The sequence below is a fragment of the Micromonospora sp. NBC_01392 genome, from assembly GCF_045040125.1.
In the GTDB taxonomy this organism is placed as follows: domain Bacteria; phylum Actinomycetota; class Actinomycetes; order Mycobacteriales; family Micromonosporaceae; genus Micromonospora.
The window spans coordinates 2,062,385-2,081,362 of record NZ_CP109549.1 but is presented as its reverse complement, the minus strand read 5'-3'; the positions used below and the strand labels follow the sequence as shown (position 1 = coordinate 2,081,362).

Sequence of the window (18,978 nt, the reverse complement as noted above, 5' to 3'; positions counted from 1 at the left end):
CGTCGCCGTCCGGCTGGCCCCGTTGTCGTCCGCGCCGCCCCCCGATGTCGCCGGCCTGCGCCGGCACCGGCCCGCCCCCGTTGTCTGTCGGGCCGGTGCCGGCGGTGGCGGCGGGTCGGCCGGCCGTGCGCCGCGACCGGAGGACCGCCCGCGTCGCGGATCAGGCCGGCAGGGTGGCCAGCAGCGCCGCCTCCCGCTCCGGAGCCAGGCCCACCGGGGCGCGCGCCGGTCGGCCGGCCCGCGCCGGCACCCCACCCACCGCCCGCAGCCACCGCCAGGTGTCCGCGACCGTCTCGGCGACCGGCCGGCAGACCAGACCCGCCGCGTACGCGCGCTCGACGTCGCGCTCCTGCAACCAGCGGTACTCGTGCCCGCGCGGAATCCAGATCGGCAGGTCGTTCCACGGCTCCACGCCGGCGGCGAGGATCGCCGCCGGCGGCGTCCACCGCAGCGTCGCGGCCGACCCGGTCGCCGCCACCACCGCGTCGAGCAACTCACCCATCGTCGTGTGCCCGCTCCGACTCACCACGTTGTACGCCCCGCCGACGCCCTCGACGCCCCGGTCCAGCAGCCAACCCGCCAGGTCGCGGACGTCCACGTACTGCACCGGGAGATCCGGCGGCCCGGGGGCCAGCACGTCCCCGCCCCGGGCGACCCGGTGCAACCACCACGGCAGCCGCCCGATGTCCTCCCCCGGCCCGAGGATCAGGCCCGCCCGCACCAGCAACGCCCGCTCGCCGAACACCTCCACTGCGGCCCGCTCCCCGCCGGCCTTGTTGCTCGGATAGTCGCCGTCGTCCGCGTCCGGCTCGGCCGCGACGGTCGGCGCCTCCTCCCCCGTGCCCGGCCCGGCCGTCGGCGCGTACACCGAGCCGCTGGAGACGTAGACGTAGTGCGGCACCGCACCGGTCAGGGCCCGAGCCGCGTCCCGCACGGCCCGGGGCGCGCCGTCCCAGGTGTCCACCACCAGGTCCCACTCGCCGCCGGCGAGCGCCGCCAACCCGCCGGGCTCGTCCCGGTCACCCCGCAACCGGTGTACGCCGGCCGGCACCTCGCCGTGCACACCCCGGTTGAAGACGGTCACCGCCCAGCCACGGCGGACCGCCTCGGCCACCACCGCCCCACCGACGAAACCCGTGCCACCCAGCATCAACAGTCGCATCGCCCCACCCTGCCCCCGGAACCCCGGGCCGGGCGGACCTGTTCACGGTGAGCGGATCTGCCAACGGCAGAACCCTCCCGCTCCCTGGCCCCTCCCCGGCCCGCTCCCCGCGTTGATCATGAAGTTGGCGGCACTCGATGTCCGTTTCGTCACCGCCAACCTCATGGTCAACGGGGTGAGCGGTCGGAGCGTCGGGCGGGGCGCGGAGTGGGCGGTCTCGCTGCGCAGCAAGGCCACCACCCCACCCCTGGACCTTCCGTGCGCCGATCTTGCACTTGGTGCCCCTGGAACGTCGGGTTTTGCACCGAATGGGCGGTCCGTAACTGCAAGATCGGCGGTCGGGGGGTCGGGGGCGTTCTCGTGTGGGGCGGTTTGTCCGGTTTGGGGGTGGTGGGCGGCACGCTGGCGGTGGAATGGGTCGGGGGGTCGCGGCGTTGTATCCCGGTGCACGGCCGAGGAAGGCAAGCGCCCGCCAGCCCTCTGGGAATGACGGTGGACGCCCGGTCGTTGCACAGTCTTCCGGCGCCCGCGTCGAGGCCCCCGCCCCCGCGAGCAGCCAGAACTTTTCTTGTGCGCCTGACGGTGCCCGCACCCCCCCGGTGCGTTGACCCCCGAATGGAGCCCCCTCATGAACACGATGCTGCGTAAGAGCGTTCTGGGTATTGCTGGTCTGGCTTTCACCGGTGGTGTGTTCGCCGGTCCGATCGCCGGTCATGTCGAGTCCGCGCACGCCGCCACCGCCAGCAAGCCGGTCGCGGTCGCGAGCGTGCAGGGTGAGCAGTCGACGATCAGCCTGAATGATGAGCAGACGGCCAACGTGAAGGCGATCGTCGCCGCGACGAAGAAGGCCGGGCTGCCGGAGCGGGCCGCGGTGGTCTCGATCGCTACGGCGTTGCAGGAGTCGAAGCTGGAGAACCTGGGCCACCTCGGCGACCGCAATGATCACGACTCGTTGGGTCTGTTCCAGCAGCGCCCGTCCTCGGGTTGGGGCACCCCGGAGCAGATCACCGACCCGGAGTATTCGACCCTGGCGTTCCTGAAGGGGTTGAAGCAGGTCGACGGCTGGCAGGACATGCCGCTGACCAAGGCCGCCCAGACCGTGCAGGTGTCCGCCTACCCGGATGCGTACGCGCAGTGGGAGAAGCAGGCCACCGACCTCGTCAACAAGCACTGGAACAGCTAAGACATGCTGCAGAAGGCCGGCACCCCGCACGGGGTGCCGGCCTTCGCGTGCGTACCGGAAAAACGGGGTCAGGCCGGCGGGAGGACGAACGTCCAGGTGGTGGTGGTCGTGCTCGCCGCCGCGCCCGTCGCGGCCAGCCCGCCGTAGCTGCCGACCGGGACGCTGCTCGCCGAGTCCGCCAGCAGGCCGGTCACCCGGCCACCTCCGGTCTGCGAGCTGTTGCTGCGGACCGCGACGCCGGCCGGCGGGGTGAGCGCGGTGGAGGTGGCGTCGCCGTGCAGCCAGTACGACACGGCCCAGCTCTGCGCGGCGGTCACCGGCGCGAGCGGGGTGGTCCGCGTGGCGGTGCTGGCCGGGTCGGTGGCCCGGGCGAAGACCGGCGCGCCCGGCGCGACCCCCCGGTACGCGGCCACCACCAGGTTGCCCTTCGCCTGGCTGTCCAGCGCCACCCGCACCGCCGTGCCCGCGTCCCCGGCGGTCGCGGTCTTCCACCAGGCGGTGGTGGTGGCGTAGCCGCCGTCGAACCGGTCGAGGCGCGTCCAGCCGGTCACCCCGGTCGGCTCGCCGGTGCCGGTGTGGGTGTTCTGGCCGAGCAGGAGCAGCAGCGTGTCACCGGGCTGCACGCCGGACGGGACGGTCACCGTGTGGCTGGACCAGTTGGCGTTCGCGGTGGCCTGGCCGACGAACGAGATCCGTTCCGGCACCGGCGCGACGGTGACGTCGACAGTCGTGGTGCCGGTGGCGCCCCGGTCGTCGGTGACCGTCAGCGTGACCGGGTAGGTGCCGGCCGCGGCGTACGTGTGCGACGTGGTCGGCACGGAGACGGTGTCGGCGTCGGACCCGTCGCCGAAGGCCCACCGGTGGTCCTGGATCGCGCCGTCCGCGTCGGTGGAACCGGCGCCGGAGAACGTGCACACCAGCCCGGCGCAGGACGGCGTCACGGCGGCCACCGGGGCCTGGTTGGCCGGCCCGCCGGAACCCTTCAGGATCTTCACGTAGTCGATGTCACCGGCGAAGTAGTCGCAGGTCACCTTCGTACCGTCGCACTGGCTCTTGCCGCCGACGGAGAGCTGCCACGAGTTCGCGATGGTGCCGGTCGGCCCGGACAGCCGGCTGGTGCGGACGCCGTCGACGTACATCTCCACGTACGCGGCGGTGCGGTTGCAGGTGACGGTGTGCCACTGACCGTCGGCGATCGGCACGTCGGTGTACCCGGTGCGCGAGGCGCCGTCGCCGCCGCGGAACAGGCACTTCGGCTTGCCGCCCGGCGCCTCGAACTTCCAGTAGCCGCCGGCGGTGTTCCCCTGTCCCTTCTGGAGGATGTTGCCGAACGAGTACGTCGTGCGGTAGCGGATGGTCACCGAGAAGTCCCCGGCGTCCGGGTTGAGGTCGGTGCTGTGCGGCACCAGGTCCACGTGGCCGGGCACGTACTCCTGGTCGGTGGGCAGGTGGGTGGCGAACCGGTGACCGGTGGCCCCGGCATAGATCGCGCCGGTGACCACCTCGTCGCCGACCGCGCCGTGCCGGCCGCTGCCGCTGCTGTCCGTCAGCACGGTCGACGCCGCCGGCTCGTCCATGCTCCAGAACGCCACGGTCCGGGTCGCGGTGGCCTGCGCGGGCGCGCCGCCCACCGTCACCCCGGCCGCCGCGACGACCACCGCCACGCCCGTCCGGGCGACCGTACGCCGCCATCGTCCCTGCCCGATCGTCCGCATGTGACCGCCTCCCTGCGTATCGGGCCTCACCCTGACACGCGTCGAGCCGGCGGCCCATAACCCGCACGGTTGATCTTCACCCGGCCCTCGGGGCGAACGGGTGACCGATGTGGCCGGTGCCGGCCGCCGGTGGGGGATGCCCGCCGGTCAACCGGCGGCAGAGGGGTGATTCTTCGGTGGGCGATACTGGGTTTGAACCAGTGACCTCTTCCGTGTCAAGGAAGCGCGCTCCCACTGCGCCAATCGCCCGGGGCAGTTCGCGAGCGGACGACGGGATTCGAACCCGCGACCCTCACCTTGGCAAGGTGATGCGCTACCAGCTGCGCTACGTCCGCACCGCCGCCGGCTCGCGTCGGCGACGAGGGAAACTCTACCCGATGCCAAGATCGCCGCGCGGCGACCCCCCGCGCACCCGTGGTTGCGCTGCTCGCCGCCGGGGTACAGAGCCGGGCGACAGCACAATCATCCCCCTGAAGGAGGCTGTCGTGGGTATCGGTACGAGCATCTTCCTGATCGCGGTCGGCGCGATCCTCACGTTCGCGCTGAACGCCAACGTCGGCGGTGTCGATCTCGACGTCGTCGGCTGGATCCTGATGGCGGCCGGCGTGCTCGGCCTGATCATGACCACGCTGGTCTGGGGCCGCCGCCGTCAGGTGGTCACCACCGTCGACCAGCCGGTGGAGTACCGCCGGGTCGAGGAGCGCCGGGACGTCGCCCCGCCGATGTGATCCGACCGCACACACACCCGGGGGCCGACGGAGCTGATCGGTCCCCGGCCGGGCCGGGACGGGGGCGCCGCTGGGCGCCCCCGTCCGCGTCCCCGGGTCAGTCCCGCATCAGCGCGTTGAGCGTGCCGTGGTCGAGCCCGCCGGCCAGCGCGTCGTACGTCCCGGCGTCGAGCGCCTCGGTCGCCGCCCGCCGGGCCACCGCGTACGCCGCCCCGAAGACGGTCGACCCGAGGCTGATCCGGGCCACCCCGAGCCGGGCCAGCTCGGCAACCGCCGGGGCACCCGGCCCGACCAGCACGTTCAGCGGGGCGGGGAGCGCCGCCACCAGCGCCGCGATGGTCTCCGGGTCGACCGTCCCCGGCACGAAGACGCCGTCCGCGCCGGCGGCCAGGTACGCCTCGGCCCGCGCCACCGTCTCCGGCACACCGCCGACCCCGCACAGGAACGTGTCGACGCGCGCGTTCACGTAGAGCGGGATGTCGGCGCGGTCGGCGGCGGCGCGGACCGCGGCCAGGCGGGCGCACTGCTCGTCGACCGGGCGCAGGGGCGGGCCCGCGTCGTACCGGGCGTCCTCGATGTTCACGCCCACCGCGCCGGCCGCGAGCACCGCGGTCACCGTTTCGGCCACCTCGTCGGGGGTGTCGCCGTACCCGGATTCGATGTCCGCGGTGACCGGCAGGGGCACCGCGGCGGCGACCCGGTGGATCACGTCGACGGCGGTCTCACGGGTGAGCGCGTCACCGTCCGGCGCGCCCCGGCTCCACGCCACGCCGGCGCTGGTGGTGGCGACCGCGCGGGCGCCGGCCGCGGCCACGATCCGGGCGCTTGCCGCGTCCCAGGCGTTGACCAGGACCAACGGCTCACCGGGCACGTGCAGGCTGCGGAATTGCTGGGCTCGGGTCTGCTGTTCGTTCACCGGGCCAGTCTCGACCACGCGGGGCGTTCCCGGTGCCCCGCACCCGACGAGGTCCTGCGCACGACGAGAAAGGCCGTGTCGAGTGATCGACACGGCCTTTCCGATGGTGGGCGATACTGGGTTTGAACCAGTGACCTCTTCCGTGTCAAGGAAGCGCGCTCCCACTGCGCCAATCGCCCTCGTCAACTGCCGAGGTGGAGACGGGATTTGAACCCGTGTACACGGCTTTGCAGGCCGTTGCCTCGCCTCTCGGCCACTCCACCGAGGTTGCCCCCGAACTGCGTGGCGGCATTCTCCGAGCGGACGACGGGATTCGAACCCGCGACCCTCACCTTGGCAAGGTGATGCGCTACCAGCTGCGCTACGTCCGCACGCCCCCGGCGTTTCCCGGTGACGGATGAGAACTTTAGCCGAGCGAGGGAACGTTGCCAAATCGGATCCCCGTTCCCGGCGCGTCCGGGATGAGCGGTGCGCCATCTCCGGCAGGCGTCCTAGGAGCCTGGGTGGGAGCCGGCGGGCCGATCACAGGCGCGCCCACCTGCGGATCCTGACCACCGACGGAGTGTCTACCTTCCGACTGTCCCATCGCCGACCGGCCGCTCCGGTAACTCCTCGTGGTCATCCGGATGGGCTACCGTAACGGCGTGACGAGACGAGCCGCCGAGATCCGCCTGGACGCGCTGCTGCGTACGGCCTGCGAGGTGATCGCGGAACGAGGGCTCGCCAACACGCGTACCGCCGACGTGGCGGAGGCCGCCGGGGTCAGCCAGGCGCTGGTCTTCTACCACTTCGCCACCAAGGACCGGCTGCTCGCGCAGGCGTTCGCGTACGCGGTCGAGCAGGATCTGGCCCGCCTGGACGCGGTGCTCCGCTCCGCCGCTCCGCCGCTGGCGAAGCTGCGCCGGATGCTGCGCCTCTACGCGCCGACCGGCCGCGCCGCCTCCTGGTCGATCTGGATCGACGGCTGGTCCGAGTCGCTGCGGACGCCGGAGTTGGAGAAGCTCTCCCGCCGCCTCGACCTGCGCTGGCGGCAGGACCTGGCGACGGTGATCGCCGACGGGGTCGCCGACGGCACCTTCACCTGCCCCGACCCGGCCGGCGCGGCCTGGCGGATCAGTGCCGTGATGGACGGCCTGGCGGTGCAGCTCTCGGTGCACGAACGGGTGATCACCCGCCGGCAGATCGCCGAGTGGATCCGCCTGGTCGCCGCCCGCGAGCTGAGCCTGGAACCCGGCCAACTGGACTGATCCGGCACCAGCCCCGGCACCAGGCCCGGCCGGCTGGACGGGAGCCGGCACCGGGCCCGGCCGGCTGGACCGTGGCGGCGGCCGGGCCCGGCCGTCCACCAGGGGGTGCGGGACGGCCGGGCCCGGAGTTCAGCCGGCGGACGGCTCCGCGGCGCCGGCCCGGGCCAGGCGGGCCCGCACCCGGTCCCGGGCCGGCGGGTGGACGTTCGCGGCGGACAGGTCGCCCCGGTAGTGGGCCAGCACGCGGTGGTCCATCACGCGCCGCCAGACCGGCGGCAGCAGCGCGGCGACCACCATGGTGGCGTAGCCGGCCGGCAGTTGCGGCGAGGCGTCGAAGCTGCGCAGCGCCTGGTAGCGGCGCAGCGGATTGGCGTGGTGGTCGCTGTGCCGCTGGAGCTGGAACAGGAAGACGTTGGTGACGACCCGGTCGCTGTTCCAACTGTGCCGGGGGTCGACCTTCTCGTAGCGGCCGGCGGCGGTGCGCTGCCGCGCCAGGCCGTAGTGCTCCAGGTAGTTGACGGCCTCCAGCAGGGAGAAGCCGACCACCGCCTGGAGCACGAGGAAGACCAGCACGCCGGGCCCGAACACCGCCGCCAGCACGGCGAAGAGCAGCACGGTCAGGGCCCAGGCGTTGAGAACGTCGTTGCGCCAGGTCCACGGGCTGCGCCCGCGCAGCCGGAAGCGGCCGGCCTCCAACCGCCAGGCCGAGCGCAGGCTGCCGGCGACGGTACGCGGCCAGAACGCCCAGAACGACTCGCCGAGGCGCGAGCTGGCCGGGTCCTCGGGCGTGGCGACCCGGGTGTGGTGGCCCCGGTTGTGCTCGACGTGGAAGTGCCCGTACCCGGTCGGCGCCAGCGCGATCTTCGACAGCCGGCGTTCCGCCCGCTCCCGCTTGTGCCCCAGCTCGTGGGCGGTGTTGATGGCGATGCCGTCGACCACCCCGACGGTGGCGACCAGGCCGGCGGCGGCCGGCCAGGAGAGCCGGCCGCCGGCCCACACCGCGCAGCACAGCACCAGGGCCGCGTACTGGGCGGGCAGGTAGAGGTAGGTGAGCCAGCGGTAGTAGCCGTCGGCCTGCAACGCCGGCACCGCCGCCTCGGGCGGGTTCGCCCGGTCGTCGCCGATCATCAGGTCGACGAGCGGGATGGCGCCGAAGACCATCGCCGGGGTGAGCCACCAGGCCCAGCCGGACCCGGTGGCGTGCCAGAGCGACCAGGCCAGGAACGGCAGCGCCGGCACGAGCAGCGCGAGCGGCCAGAGCGGCCGGCGGGGGTCCCGCCACGGAACGGTGTCGATACGCATCGTCGGACTCCGATCGGTTGCTCCTGACCCGACTGTGTCAGCCGCCAGCGTGTTTTACAAGAGAAAAGTTTTTGTAAAGCGAGCCACCCCTACCAACCCCTGCTTTCAGTGACTGCCACCTATGCGTACGGTTATCGTGAATCATCCTCATCACAGCGTTCTCCGGCCCTCCACCCCCCGGCCGGCCCCCTTCCGCACGCCCGCGCCGGCGGTCCGCAACGAACCCGCCGCGCCGGTGGCCCCGGTGGCGCACGTCCGCCACGGACCGACGAACGGAGATCACGCGCATGTCGTCGCAGACCCCCGGCTCCCCCGAGCTGACCGTGGTGATGCCGACCTACCAGGACCCGCACTGCCTGGAACTGACCCTGCGGGCGCTGGCCCGCCAGACGCTGTCCCCGGACCGCTTCGAGGTCGTCGTGGTGCGCGACGGCGGATCGTCCGACGGCTACCCGGAGGCGCTGGCCGCCGGCGCCGGCCTGCGCCTGCGGCTGATCGAGCTGGCCGAGCGCCGGGGTCGCTCCGGCGTGCGCAACGAGGGCGTACGGCACGCCGCCGCGGACCTGATCGTCTTCCTCGACGCCGACTCCTGGTCGATGCCCGACCTGCTGGAGCGGCACCTGACCCACCACCGCACGCCGGGCGCCGCCCCGGTGCTGATCGGCCGCCGGGACGACATCGGGCTGGCCCACCTGCCCGCCGTGCTGCGCGACGAACCGGCGGCGATCCCCCGCCTCTCGCCGTACGCCGGCGACATGCGCTTTCCCCCCGACGGTGTGCCGGACGAGCGCCGGGACTGGCTGGCGGTCGGCTGGACCGTCGCCTACACGCACAACATCTCGCTGCCCCGCGAGCTGTTCGACCGGGTCGGCGGCTTCCGCGAGGAGTTCGCGCTCAGCTACGGCATGGAGGACATCGAGCTGTTCTACCGGGTCGACCAGGCCGGGGCGACGTTCGGGTACGACGACGACGCCCGCGTGGTCCACCTGCCGCACCACCGCAACATGGGCCGCAACTGGGCCGAGATGATGGCCAACACCCGATCGGTCATGGCGCTCTACCCCTGCCTGGAGTGGGAGTTCCTCAGCGTCATCGTGGGCCCGGAGGCGGTCAAGCGGATCCTGTTCTACCGTTCCCTGGTCCGCGCGTCCGTCACGGCCGCGACGTGTGCCATCGGCCCCGCCGTGACAGGACTCGCCGGCCGGCTGCCCGGGCCCCGGGTGCTCTGGGTGGGCACCGGCAGCGCCGACGCCGGGCTGCCCCCGGAGGCGTTGACGTTCGACCACGCCGCGCCGGTCGGGCCGACCAACTTCCACCTGATCGGACTCGCCCCGCCGCTGGCGCCGGGCAGCCTCGACGCGGTGGTCAGCGTGAACTTCTGGCGCTACCTGCTCTGGCCGGAGCTGTGCCAGTTCGTCAACTCGTCGCTGCTGCTGGCCGGCGAGGTGCACCTGGTCGCCACCGACGAGAACGCGCCGGAGATGTGCGCTGTCGACCCGGAGTCGCTGGCGTACCTGCACCGGTCACTGGCGGCCGAGTTCACCGTCGACCGGCAGGACGTGCCGGGCCTCGGCGCGGTGCTGTCGCTGCGCCCCCGGTCCGCCGGCGCCGCGCCCGCGTACGCGCAGGCCGCAGCCGCCGGCTGAGGCCGGTCACCGCCGGCGTCACCGCCACCGTCGCGGGGTCCGTCGCCGTTCGAACGACGTCGCCGGGCCCCCGGCCGGACCATCGGTGGGCTCGCCGGCGGGGCGGAGCAGGCGTCGCATCCGCAGCAACAGCCCGGCCCCGAGGAAGAGCAGCAGACCACCGAGCCCGAAGGCGGCCTGCACCACCCCGAAGCCGCCGGTCTCGGCGACCGGCCGCCCGGCCGCGCCCGGCAGCGGCGGCTCGACCACCGTCGCGTCGCTCGGCTCGTCCGCCGTCGGCTCCTCGGTGGGCGGCTCCTCGCGGGGCGGGTCGGTCGGCTCGGCGCTCGTCGGCGAAGGCTCCGGCGTCGGCTCGACCGCCTCGCCCACCACCTGGCGCGAGGCGGTCCGCCGGGCCAGCAGCCGCAACTGCGGGTCGTACGCCTCGGCGGCGATGCTCACCCGGCCGCGCCCCACGTCCTCGGCGAAGGCCACCCGGTAGCGCGCGGTCACCGTGCGCCCCGGGCAGAGCACCCCCGGGTCCAGCTCCCGGTCGGTCAGTCGCGCGGTGTCCCCCTCGGTGCGGATCTCCAGCGGGAACGAGCCGGTCTCCTCCACCCGGTCCACCTTCACCTGGTCCAGCCGCAGGCCCTGCACCTGGAGCAGCATCGACCAGCGCACCTTGACGCAGTCGGAGCGCGCCCCCCGGTCGGACCGGGACACCACCGCCGAGAGCGTCTCCACCCGATTGCCGCCGGTGAACTCGTCCGGCAGGCCGCTCAGCTCCGTGGAGAAGGCCGCCGCCGCCCCGGCCGGCGCGGCCCCGGCGAACCCGGAACCCGCCAGGCAGGTCAGCACCAGCCCGATCCGCAGCGCGTGCCGCCACCCGCTCACCAGGCCTCCTCACCTCGGTCGGTCGTGTCCACCCGCAACGCTAGGAGCGGTCCCGGCCGGTCGGTAGACGGGCGTGTTCGCACCCAACGTCAACATCGGGGGGTCGTTTCACCGACAGTGGTGAACCGGTCACGACCGCCCGCCGACACGCCCGGGATCGGCCGTGCGACACAATCTCCGGGTGTCCGAGCTGTCCGCCGCCTTCGTCCGGCTGCACGCGCGTCTCGCCCCGGTCGCCTTCGTCCCCGAGGTGCGGTTGCACCAGGCTGACGAGCCGATCGGCCTCTGGGAGCTGACCGAGGGCGAGTTCCGCAGCAGCCAACCGCCGCCGTTCTGGGCCTTCGCCTGGGCCGGCGGGCAGGCGCTCGCCCGGTACGTGACCGACCACCCGGAGCTGGTCGCCGGCCGCCGGGTGCTCGACCTCGCCGCCGGCTCCGGCCTGGTCGCCATCGCCGCCGCCCGGGCCGGCGCCGCCGCCGTCCGGGCCGTCGAGGTGGACGAGCGGGCCGTCGCGGCCGTCGCGCTCAACGCCGAGGCCAACGGGGTACGCGTCGACGCCGAGTTGGGCGACGTGCTCGACTCCGACGCCGGGGACGCCGAGGTGGTGCTGGCCGGTGACGTGTTCTACAGCGAGGCGATGGCCCGGCGGATGCTGCGCTTCCTGCTCCGGGCCGCCCGGTCCGGCGCGCGGGTGCTGGTGGGCGACCCGGACCGGGCGTTCCTGCCCCGCGAGCGCTTCCACCGGTTGGCCGGGTACGACGTGCCGGTGTCCGAGGCGCTGGAGAGCGTCCGGGTCAAGCACACCACCGTGTGGGAGCTGGACCCGAACCCACCCGGCGCCCGCCGCTGACGCCTGCCGTGGCGTTAAGCGGGGGCCCCGCCTCTACCGGAGGCGTTAAGAAGGGGCCCCGCCTTACCAAAGTGGGGGTGGGTGGGTGGCGTTCGGTGGCGGTGGGGGGTGCCTGCCGGCGCCTAGCGTCGGCGCATGATCACACTTCGTGGGTTGACGAAACGGTTCGGCGGGGTGACCGCCGTCGACGACCTGACCGTCGAGATCCGCCCCGGTCAGGTGACCGGGTTCCTCGGCCCGAACGGCGCCGGCAAGTCCACCACCATGCGGATGGTGCTCGGCCTGGACCGGCCCACCGCCGGAGCGGCCCTGGTCAACGGGCGCGCGTACCGCACCCTTCGGCACCCGTTGTACGAGGTCGGCGCGCTGCTCGACGCCACCGGCGTGCACCCGGCCCGCTCCGGCGTGGCGCACCTGCGGGCGATGGCGCGCAGCAACGGCGTACCGGCCCGGCGGGTCGCCGAGGTGCTCGACCTGGTCGGTCTGGACGCCCGGGCCGCCGGCAAGCCGGGCCGGGCGTTGTCGCTGGGGATGGGACAGCGGCTCGGCATCGCCGGCGCGCTGCTCGGTGACCCGCCGGTGCTGCTGCTCGACGAGCCGGTCAACGGCCTCGACCCGGACGGGGTGCGGTGGATCCGCGGGTTCACCCGCCGACTCGCCGACGAGGGACGCACGGTGCTGATCTCCAGCCACCTGATGAGCGAGATGCAGCAGACCGCCGACCGGGTGGTGGTGCTCGGCCGCGGCCGGTTGGTCGCCGACGCGCCGCTGGCCGAGCTGATCGCCACCCGGCCCGCCGCCTCGATCCGGGTACGCGGGCCGGAACCGGCCGCGCTCGCCGCGCTCGGCGACCGGCTGGCCGCCGAGGGCGCGACCGTCACCGCCGGGCACGGCGGCCTCTCCGTCGCCGGCAGCACCGCCGACCGGGTCGGTGACCTGGCGTACGAGCTGGGGGTGCGGCTGCACGAGCTGACCGCCGTCGCGCCCTCCCTGGAAGAGGCGTTCCTGGAACTGACCGCCGCCAGCGTCGAGTACGTCGCCGGCCCGACCGGAGGCGAAACCCGATGACCGCACTGCCCACGCTCGAGGAGACCCGGCCGACGTCCCGGCCCACCCCGGCCGGCCATCCGCTCGTCGGCGCGGTGGCCGCCGAGTGGACCAAGCTCTGGTCGGTCCGCTCCACCTGGTGGACGCTGGTCGCGGCGCTCGTCACCATGGCGGCCACCGCCGCCCAGCTCGCCATCTACGTGGTGAACGCGAACACCGACGACGACCCGACCGTGGACCCCGGCGTGCTGCCGGTCGGGGACGTGGTGGCCGGCTCGCTGGAGCTGACCCAGTTCGTCGTGCTGGCGCTCGGCCTGTTCGCGATCACCAGCGAGTTCGCCACCGGCACCATCCGCACCACGCTGCGCTGCACCCCGTCCCGGGGTCGGGTGCTGGCGGCCAAGGCGCTCGTGGTCGGCGCGGTGACGTTCGGCGTCGGGCTGCTGCTCGGCGGCGTCGGCGCGGCGGTGGCCCGGCCGGTGCTGGGCGAGTGGGGGCGGGCGCCGCTGGGCGGCACGGTGGCCGACATCGTCGCCTGCGCCGGATACCTGGCGCTGGTGAGCGTGCTGGCGCTCGGGCTCGCCGCGGCGCTGCGCGGCCCGGTGCTGACGCTGACCGTGCTCCTGGCGCTGCTGTACATCGTGCCGCTGTCGTTGCAGGAGCCGGACATCACGGTGCTCACCCGGATCGCCGACGCGTTCCCCGGCGTCGCCGGCAGCCACTTCCTGGCCGGTGACACCGAGCCGTACCCGGCGGCCGTCGGGCTGCTGCTGCTCGCCGGCTGGGCCGCCGCCGCGCTGGCGGGCGGCCGGTGGGCGCTGGCCCGGCGCGACGCCTGACCGCGCCGGCACGGGCGGGGCTGGTCAGCCGGTGGGCGGGACCAGCCCCGCCTCGTACGCGAGGATCGCCGCCTGCACCCGGTTACGCACGTCGAGTCGGGTGAAGACGCTGGTCAGGTAGCTCTTCACGGTGCCCTCGACCAGGTGCAGCCGGCGGGCGATCTCGGCGTTGGACAGCCCCGCCCCGACCAGCGCGAGCACCTCCCGCTCCCGGTCGGTCAGCCCGGCCAGCCGATCCCGCGCGGACGGGCCACGGGCGAGCCGCCCGCCACTCAGCTCGATCACCCGGCGGGCCACCCGGGGCGACAGGTACGCCCCGCCGTCGGCCACCGCGCGCACCCCGGCCAGCAGTTCCCTCGGGTCGCCGGACTTCAGCAGGAAGCCGGCGGCGCCGAGGCCGAGCGCGCGGGCGATCAGGTCGTCGTCGCCGAACGTGGTGAGCATGACCGGCGCGGTCTCCGGCACCAGGCGGCGGATCTGCGCCGCCGCGTCGAGCCCGTCGCAGCGGGGCATCCGGATGTCGAGCAGCGCCACCCGGGGCCGGTGCGCACGCACCAGCTCCACCGCCGCGTGGCCGTCGCCCGCCTCGCCGACCACCTCGACGCCCGGGTCGGCGGCGAGGATCGCCCGCACCCCGGCGCGCACCATCGCCTCGTCGTCGGCGAGCACCACCCGCAACGGCCGCCCGTGGTCGTCGGTCATGACGCGATCCGCTCCTTGCTGATCAGCTTCCCGTCGCTGAAGCAGAGCCGCCAGGTCGGCTCCGCGAACGGGAAGTTGCCGTCGGTGTAGAACTCGCAGCCGGGGGCCGCGCCGGTGGCGGGCGGCTCGGCCTGCCGCCGGGGCAGCCCGAGCGCGTCCCGCTGCTCGCCCAGCCTCAGCCGGTCGAAGCCGGGCCGGTCGAGCACCGCCCCGGCGGTGGCGAGCGGGTAGTAGACCAGCGCGAGCGCCAGCGCCAGCCCGGCCGGCGCGCCGAACGCGACGAGCAGGCTGCGGCGGACCCGTCGGCGGGCCTCGCGCAGCCGCCGGGCCTCCACGCCGGACCGCCCGCCGTCGTGCGGGTCACCCTCGTGCGGGTCACCGTCGTGCGGCCGGTCCTCGTCCGGCTCGCCGACACCGTCGACGGTCAGCGGGGCGAAGACCGGGTGGGCAGCGTCCGGCGCGCGGTCACCGGACCGGGCGGATGACCCGTCGCGACCGGCGCCGGGCAACGGGACACGGGCGGTGACCGCCCAACCGCCGTCGCGAGGGCCCGCGTCCAGGGCGCCGCCGGCGAGGCGTACCCGCTCGCGCAGCGCCAGCAGGCCGGAGCCGTGCGACGCCGGCCCGGCCAGCGGACCGGCCGGGGCCGGCGGGTTGACCACCGCGACCGTGACCGCGTCGGCGGCGCGTGCCACGGTCACCGTGACCGGGGCGTCCGGCGCGTAGCGGGCCGCGTTGGTGAGCGCCTCCCGGACCACCCGGTGCACGGCGTGCGCGACAAGCGGCGGCAGGCTCGCGGCGGCGCTCCCGGCGGGCACGTCTTCCCGCAGGCGCACCACCATCCCGGCGTCGCGGGCGCCGTCGACCAGCTCGGCGACCGACTCGTCCGGCGGGCGCCGGGTGCGCTCCTCGCGCAGCACGCCGATCACCTCGTGCAGCCGCTCGGTGGCGGCGGCGACGCTGGCCCGCAACTCCCCCGCCGCCGCCCGGTGCGCCGGGGCCAGCCCGGTGGCCAGCTCCAGCGCGCCGGCCCGCAACGCGATCAGGCTCAGGTCGTGCCCGAGCGAGTCGTGCATCTCCTGGGCGATCCGGGCCCGCTCGCGCAGGCGTACCCGCTCCGCCGCGCCGCGCCGCTCCCGCTCGGCGTGCCGCCGCCCGGCCGCCGCCAACGCCCGGTGCTGCCGCCGCAGCCGACCCAGCAGCCACGGGAACACGCCGGCGAAGAGCAGCACCGAGGCGAGCTGGAACCAGACGGCCGGCTCGGTGCCGAGCAGCCCGAGGTTGAGCCCGGTGCCGGTCACCGCGATGGCGGCGAACACGGTCGCCGCCGGGGCGGCCCGGGCGCTGCGCAGCCCGGCCAGGTAGCCGAAGACCGGGATGGCGAACACCACGTTGCCGTCGACGAGCGAACCGGCCACCACCGCCAGCACCGCCACGAGCGGCCACCGGCGGCTCACCGCGACCGACACCGCGAGCAGCGCCAGCCCGCCGACCAGCAGCGGCACGTCGTACGGCTGCCCCGGCGGGCTGATCCGGGCGGCCGTCACCGGGGCCCCGAGAATGGCCCAGAGCAGCAGGTCACCGGCCCGGCGACGGGCCGTCGACGGCGACGGGGACAGGTCCACGGCGGTCACGCTACCCACGCCGGACGGGCCCGGGCACCGACGAAGGTCAGGTGCTCAGCCGCTCTCCTCGGCCCAGGCCCGCCAGTCGTCGAGGACACCGTAGAGCGCCGGCGTGAGCCAACCCGGCGCGGACCGGCGGAACACGCCCGGGTCCATCCCGCCGGCGCCGGCGGGCACCGCGCCGAGCAGGTTCGGCACCAGCTCGGACAGGTTCAGCCAGTGCACCAGCTCCGGCTCGGTCGGCCAGGCGCCGATCACCACGCCGGCCGGCACGGCCCGCCGCTCCAACGCCTCCAGCGTCAGCGCGGTGTGGTTGAGCGTGCCGAGCCCGGCCCGCGCCACCACCACCGCCGGCGCGCCCAGCGACACCGCAAGGTCGGCCACCGTCCAGGGCTCGCCGGACGGCCGCACCCCCATCGGTACGAGCAGCCCGCCGGCTCCCTCGATCAGCACCAGGTCGTGCTTGTCGACCTCCTCGCGGACCGCGTCGACCGCGTTGTACAGCTCCAGTGGCGGCAGCTCGGCGACCCGGGCCGCGGCCAGCGGGGCGAGCGGGTCCGGGTAGCTGGCCAGCGTCCGGCCGGTGAGCGGGGCGGCCAGCCGGGTCACCGAGTCGACGTCGCCGGGCTCGCCGGTGGCGGTGCCGGTCTGACCGGGCTTGACCACCGCCACCCGCAGCCCGGCCGCCTGGGCGGCGGCGGTGACGGCCGCGGTCACCACGGTCTTGCCGATCCCGGTGTCGGTGCCGGTCACCAGCACCGCGCCGGTCCAGCCGTCGCTCATGAGTCCTCCGTTCGCGACTGCGGGGCGCACGCCACGATCACGTCCAGGGCCCGTTCGAAGTCCGCCCGGTCCACCCCGGCGCCGATGGTCAGGCGCAGCCGGGAGCGGCTGTCCGGCGTGGACGGCGGACGGAAGCAGCCGACCGCCACACCCCGGTCACGGCAGGCCGCCGCCCAGGCGGTCGCCGCCTCCGGGCCGGGCGCGGTCACCGAGACCACCGCCGCGTCGGGGGCGGACACCGGCAGCCCCGCCGCGCCCAGCCGGCGCACCGCCAGCGCGACCCGGTCGGTCAGCTCGGCGCGGAGCGCGTCGCCGTCCCGGGCCAGCCGCACCGCGGCCCGCACCCCGGCCACCACCGCCGGTGGCGGCGCGGTGTCGAAGATGAACGTGCGGCCGGTCTCCACCAGGTGGCGGACGAACTCCGCCGGCCCGGCGACCACGCCGCCGGCCCCACCGAGCGCCTTGGACAGGGTCGCGGTGACCACCACGTCGGGCGCGCCGGCCAGCCCGGCCGCGGCCACCCCGCCGGCGCCGGCCGGGCCGGTGACGCCGAGCGCGTGCGCGTCGTCGACGAGCAGCAACGCGCCGTGCCGGCGGGCCACCGCGTGCAGCTCCGCGAGCGGCGCCACGTCGCCGTCCACGGAGAAGACCGACTCGGTCACCACCACGGCCGGCCGGCCCGGCGCGGCGGCCAGCGCGGCGGCCACCGCGGCCACGTCCCGGTGCGGCGTCACCAGCGTCTCGGCGCGGGAGATCCGACAGCCGTCGATCAGCGAGGCGTGGTTGTGCGCGTCGGAGACCAGCAGCGTACGCGGCTGGGTCAGGCCCCGGACGGCGGCGAGGTTGGCCAGGTAGCCGGAGGAGAAGACAAGCGCCCGGTCGACGCCGAGCCAGGCGGCCAGGTCGTCCTCGAGCGCGTGGTGCAGGTCGGTGGAGCCGCGCACCAGTCGTGACCCGGTGGCGCCCAGCCCGTACCGGGAGAGGGCCGTCGCGGCGGCGGCGGTGACCTCCGGGTGGGTGGCCAGGCCGAGGTAGTCGTTGCCGGCCAGGTCGACGACGTCGTCGTCGGCCGCGCGTGGACGCAGCGTGCGGGTCAGGCCCGCAGCGGCCCGCTGTTCGGCGCCGCGGTCGAGAGCCGCCAGCCAGTCCGCCACCGCACCGTCCCCTCCCGCCGACCGCCCGCCCCGCCGGGCGCTTCCGCCGGGCGAAGTTACCACCCGGGCGGGCGACCCCGGCGTGGCGTGGTCCCGGCTCGCCGGGCCGCTCACGACGGTTTCCCGCGCTTCCGGCGGCCTGTTAGGTTACGAGCCATGCCAGAGATCCTCGACCAGGCCCGGACCCGGGTGCTGGAGAACGGCGTCGGCCTCGACGAGGCCGGCATCCTCGCCGTGCTGAACCTGCCCGACGAGCACCTGCCGGCCGCGCTCCAACTCGCCCACGAGGTCCGGATGCGGTGGTGCGGTCCGGAGGTCGAGGTCGAGGGCATCGTCTCGCTGAAGACCGGCGGCTGCCCGGAGGACTGCCACTTCTGCTCCCAGTCCGGCCTGTTCACCTCGCCGGTCCGGTCGGTCTGGCTGGACATCCCGGCGCTTGTCGAGGCCGCGAAGCAGACCGCCGCGACCGGGGCCACCGAGTTCTGCATCGTGGCCGCCGTCCGCGGCCCGGACGCCCGGCTGATGGCGCAGATGCGCGCCGGCGTGGCCGCCATCCGCGAAGCGGTCGACATCCAGGTCGCCGCCTCGCTCGGCATGCTCACCCAGGAGCAGGTCGACGAGCTGGCCGCGATGGGCGTGCACCGGTACAACCACAACCTGGAGACCTGCCGCTCCTACTTCCCGAACGTGGTCACCACGCACTCCTGGGAGGAGCGCTGGGAGACGCTGCGGATGGTCCGCGAGTCCGGCATGGAGGTCTGCTGCGGCGGCATCCTCGGGCTCGGCGAGACGGTGGAGCAGCGGGCCGAGTTCGCCGCGCAGCTCGCCGAGCTGGACCCGCACGAGGTGCCGCTGAACTTCCTCAACCCGCGTCCCGGGACGCCGCTGGGTGACCGGCCGGTGGTCGAGGGCAAGGACGCGCTGCGGGCCATCGCCGCGTTCCGGCTGGCCATGCCGCGCACCATCCTCCGGTACGCGGGCGGTCGCGAGCTCACCCTGGGGGACCTCGGCACCCGCGACGGTCTGCTCGGCGGCATCAACGCGGTCATCGTCGGCAACTACCTGACCACGCTGGGTCGGCCGGCCACCGACGACCTGCAACTCCTGACCGACCTGAAGATGCCGGTGAAGGCGCTCTCGGCGACCCTGTGAGGCGACGGTGACGAAGCTGGTCCGACCCGACGCGCCGGCCGGTGCCGCCGACGC

Annotated in this window: 17 protein-coding genes and 5 tRNA genes; 8 read left to right on the top strand and 14 right to left on the bottom strand. The window is 74.8% G+C overall.

From position 1 onward, the window contains the following. Positions 1 to 160: 160 nt before the first annotated feature. The gene (locus tag OG767_RS09735; protein ID WP_405093089.1) at positions 161 to 1,162 is read right to left on the bottom strand and encodes an NAD-dependent epimerase/dehydratase family protein; all 1,002 of its coding nucleotides are present in this window, start codon (positions 1,160 to 1,162) and stop codon (positions 161 to 163) included. Positions 1,163 to 1,790: 628 nt separating this feature from the next. Between OG767_RS09735 and OG767_RS09730 the strand changes: the two genes are divergently transcribed. Beyond that, complete coding sequence (locus OG767_RS09730; RefSeq protein ID WP_405093088.1) at positions 1,791 to 2,345, top strand: hypothetical protein; 555 nt, start codon at positions 1,791 to 1,793, stop codon at positions 2,343 to 2,345. A gap of 68 nt (positions 2,346 to 2,413) precedes the next feature. On the opposite strand, the gene OG767_RS09725 is transcribed toward OG767_RS09730, so the two are convergent. The 3 genes from OG767_RS09725 to OG767_RS09715 all read right to left on the bottom strand — a co-directional run bounded on the left by OG767_RS09725 (position 2,414) and on the right by OG767_RS09715 (position 4,395). Further along, entirely contained in the window at positions 2,414 to 4,060 is a 1,647-nt protein-coding gene (locus OG767_RS09725) for a PKD domain-containing protein (protein ID WP_405093087.1), read from the bottom strand. A 177-nt stretch (positions 4,061 to 4,237) separates the two neighbouring features. Further along, positions 4,238 to 4,309: transfer RNA gene (locus tag OG767_RS09720), tRNA-Val, on the bottom strand. A gap of 13 nt (positions 4,310 to 4,322) precedes the next feature. Beyond that, positions 4,323 to 4,395, bottom strand: a tRNA-Gly gene (locus tag OG767_RS09715). Positions 4,396 to 4,545: 150 nt separating this feature from the next. Between OG767_RS09715 and OG767_RS09710 the strand changes: the two genes are divergently transcribed. Next, complete coding sequence (locus OG767_RS09710) at positions 4,546 to 4,788, top strand: DUF6458 family protein (protein ID WP_107159425.1); 243 nt, start codon at positions 4,546 to 4,548, stop codon at positions 4,786 to 4,788. 97 nt (positions 4,789 to 4,885) lie between these two features. Here the strand turns inward: OG767_RS09710 and OG767_RS09705 are convergent, their stop codons facing one another. The 4 genes from OG767_RS09705 to OG767_RS09690 form a co-directional block, all read right to left on the bottom strand. Next, the gene (locus tag OG767_RS09705; RefSeq protein ID WP_405093086.1) at positions 4,886 to 5,704 is read right to left on the bottom strand and encodes an isocitrate lyase/phosphoenolpyruvate mutase family protein; all 819 of its coding nucleotides are present in this window, start codon (positions 5,702 to 5,704) and stop codon (positions 4,886 to 4,888) included. A gap of 104 nt (positions 5,705 to 5,808) precedes the next feature. Continuing rightward, positions 5,809 to 5,883: transfer RNA gene (locus OG767_RS09700), tRNA-Val, on the bottom strand. Between the two features lie 13 nt (positions 5,884 to 5,896). Further along, positions 5,897 to 5,967 (bottom strand) — tRNA-Cys (locus OG767_RS09695). A 35-nt stretch (positions 5,968 to 6,002) separates the two neighbouring features. Next, a tRNA-Gly gene (locus tag OG767_RS09690) sits at positions 6,003 to 6,075 on the bottom strand. 273 nt (positions 6,076 to 6,348) lie between these two features. On the opposite strand from OG767_RS09690, the gene OG767_RS09685 reads away from it, so the two are divergent. Continuing rightward, positions 6,349 to 6,951, top strand: a complete 603-nt coding sequence (locus OG767_RS09685; RefSeq protein WP_199199863.1) for a TetR/AcrR family transcriptional regulator — start codon at positions 6,349 to 6,351, stop codon at positions 6,949 to 6,951. Between the two features lie 129 nt (positions 6,952 to 7,080). Here OG767_RS09685 and OG767_RS09680 read toward each other — a convergent pair whose 3' ends face one another. Then, the gene (locus tag OG767_RS09680; protein ID WP_405093085.1) at positions 7,081 to 8,253 is read right to left on the bottom strand and encodes an alkane 1-monooxygenase; all 1,173 of its coding nucleotides are present in this window, start codon (positions 8,251 to 8,253) and stop codon (positions 7,081 to 7,083) included. Between the two features lie 287 nt (positions 8,254 to 8,540). Here OG767_RS09680 and OG767_RS09675 point away from each other — a divergent pair, with 287 nt between their 5' ends. Next, the gene (locus OG767_RS09675) at positions 8,541 to 9,899 is read left to right on the top strand and encodes a glycosyltransferase family 2 protein (protein WP_405093084.1); all 1,359 of its coding nucleotides are present in this window, start codon (positions 8,541 to 8,543) and stop codon (positions 9,897 to 9,899) included. A gap of 18 nt (positions 9,900 to 9,917) precedes the next feature. On the opposite strand, the gene OG767_RS09670 is transcribed toward OG767_RS09675, so the two are convergent. Then, positions 9,918 to 10,772: a hypothetical protein gene (locus OG767_RS09670; protein ID WP_405093083.1), complete on the bottom strand. Its 855-nt coding sequence runs from the start codon at positions 10,770 to 10,772 to the stop codon at positions 9,918 to 9,920. A gap of 181 nt (positions 10,773 to 10,953) precedes the next feature. On the opposite strand from OG767_RS09670, the gene OG767_RS09665 reads away from it, so the two are divergent. The 3 genes from OG767_RS09665 to OG767_RS09655 all read left to right on the top strand — a co-directional run bounded on the left by OG767_RS09665 (position 10,954) and on the right by OG767_RS09655 (position 13,508). Continuing rightward, entirely contained in the window at positions 10,954 to 11,622 is a 669-nt protein-coding gene (locus OG767_RS09665) for a methyltransferase (protein ID WP_107159434.1), read from the top strand. Positions 11,623 to 11,757: 135 nt separating this feature from the next. After that, on the top strand, positions 11,758 to 12,690 hold the full coding sequence (locus tag OG767_RS09660; RefSeq protein ID WP_405093082.1) for an ABC transporter ATP-binding protein: 933 nt from the start codon (positions 11,758 to 11,760) through the stop codon (positions 12,688 to 12,690). Beyond that, the gene (locus OG767_RS09655) at positions 12,687 to 13,508 is read left to right on the top strand and encodes an ABC transporter permease (RefSeq protein WP_405093081.1); all 822 of its coding nucleotides are present in this window, start codon (positions 12,687 to 12,689) and stop codon (positions 13,506 to 13,508) included. Before OG767_RS09660 ends, OG767_RS09655 begins: the two co-directional genes overlap by 4 nt. A gap of 24 nt (positions 13,509 to 13,532) precedes the next feature. On the opposite strand, the gene OG767_RS09650 is transcribed toward OG767_RS09655, so the two are convergent. From OG767_RS09650 to OG767_RS09635, 4 genes are read right to left on the bottom strand one after another with little or no spacing between them, the layout of a single operon-like run. Further along, positions 13,533 to 14,210: a response regulator transcription factor gene (locus OG767_RS09650; protein WP_281935174.1), complete on the bottom strand. Its 678-nt coding sequence runs from the start codon at positions 14,208 to 14,210 to the stop codon at positions 13,533 to 13,535. Then, a complete protein-coding gene (locus OG767_RS09645; protein ID WP_405093080.1) occupies positions 14,207 to 15,835 on the bottom strand; it encodes a sensor histidine kinase in 1,629 nt (542 codons plus the stop codon). Before OG767_RS09645 ends, OG767_RS09650 begins: the two co-directional genes overlap by 4 nt. 54 nt (positions 15,836 to 15,889) lie before the next feature. Continuing rightward, positions 15,890 to 16,618, bottom strand: a complete 729-nt coding sequence (gene bioD, locus OG767_RS09640; RefSeq protein ID WP_405093079.1) for a dethiobiotin synthase — start codon at positions 16,616 to 16,618, stop codon at positions 15,890 to 15,892. Further along, positions 16,615 to 17,772: an 8-amino-7-oxononanoate synthase gene (locus OG767_RS09635; RefSeq protein ID WP_405093078.1), complete on the bottom strand. Its 1,158-nt coding sequence runs from the start codon at positions 17,770 to 17,772 to the stop codon at positions 16,615 to 16,617. Before OG767_RS09635 ends, bioD begins: the two co-directional genes overlap by 4 nt. A gap of 156 nt (positions 17,773 to 17,928) precedes the next feature. On the opposite strand from OG767_RS09635, the gene bioB reads away from it, so the two are divergent. After that, positions 17,929 to 18,924, top strand: a complete 996-nt coding sequence (gene bioB, locus OG767_RS09630) for a biotin synthase BioB (RefSeq protein WP_281935182.1) — start codon at positions 17,929 to 17,931, stop codon at positions 18,922 to 18,924. Positions 18,925 to 18,978: the final 54 nt, after the last annotated feature.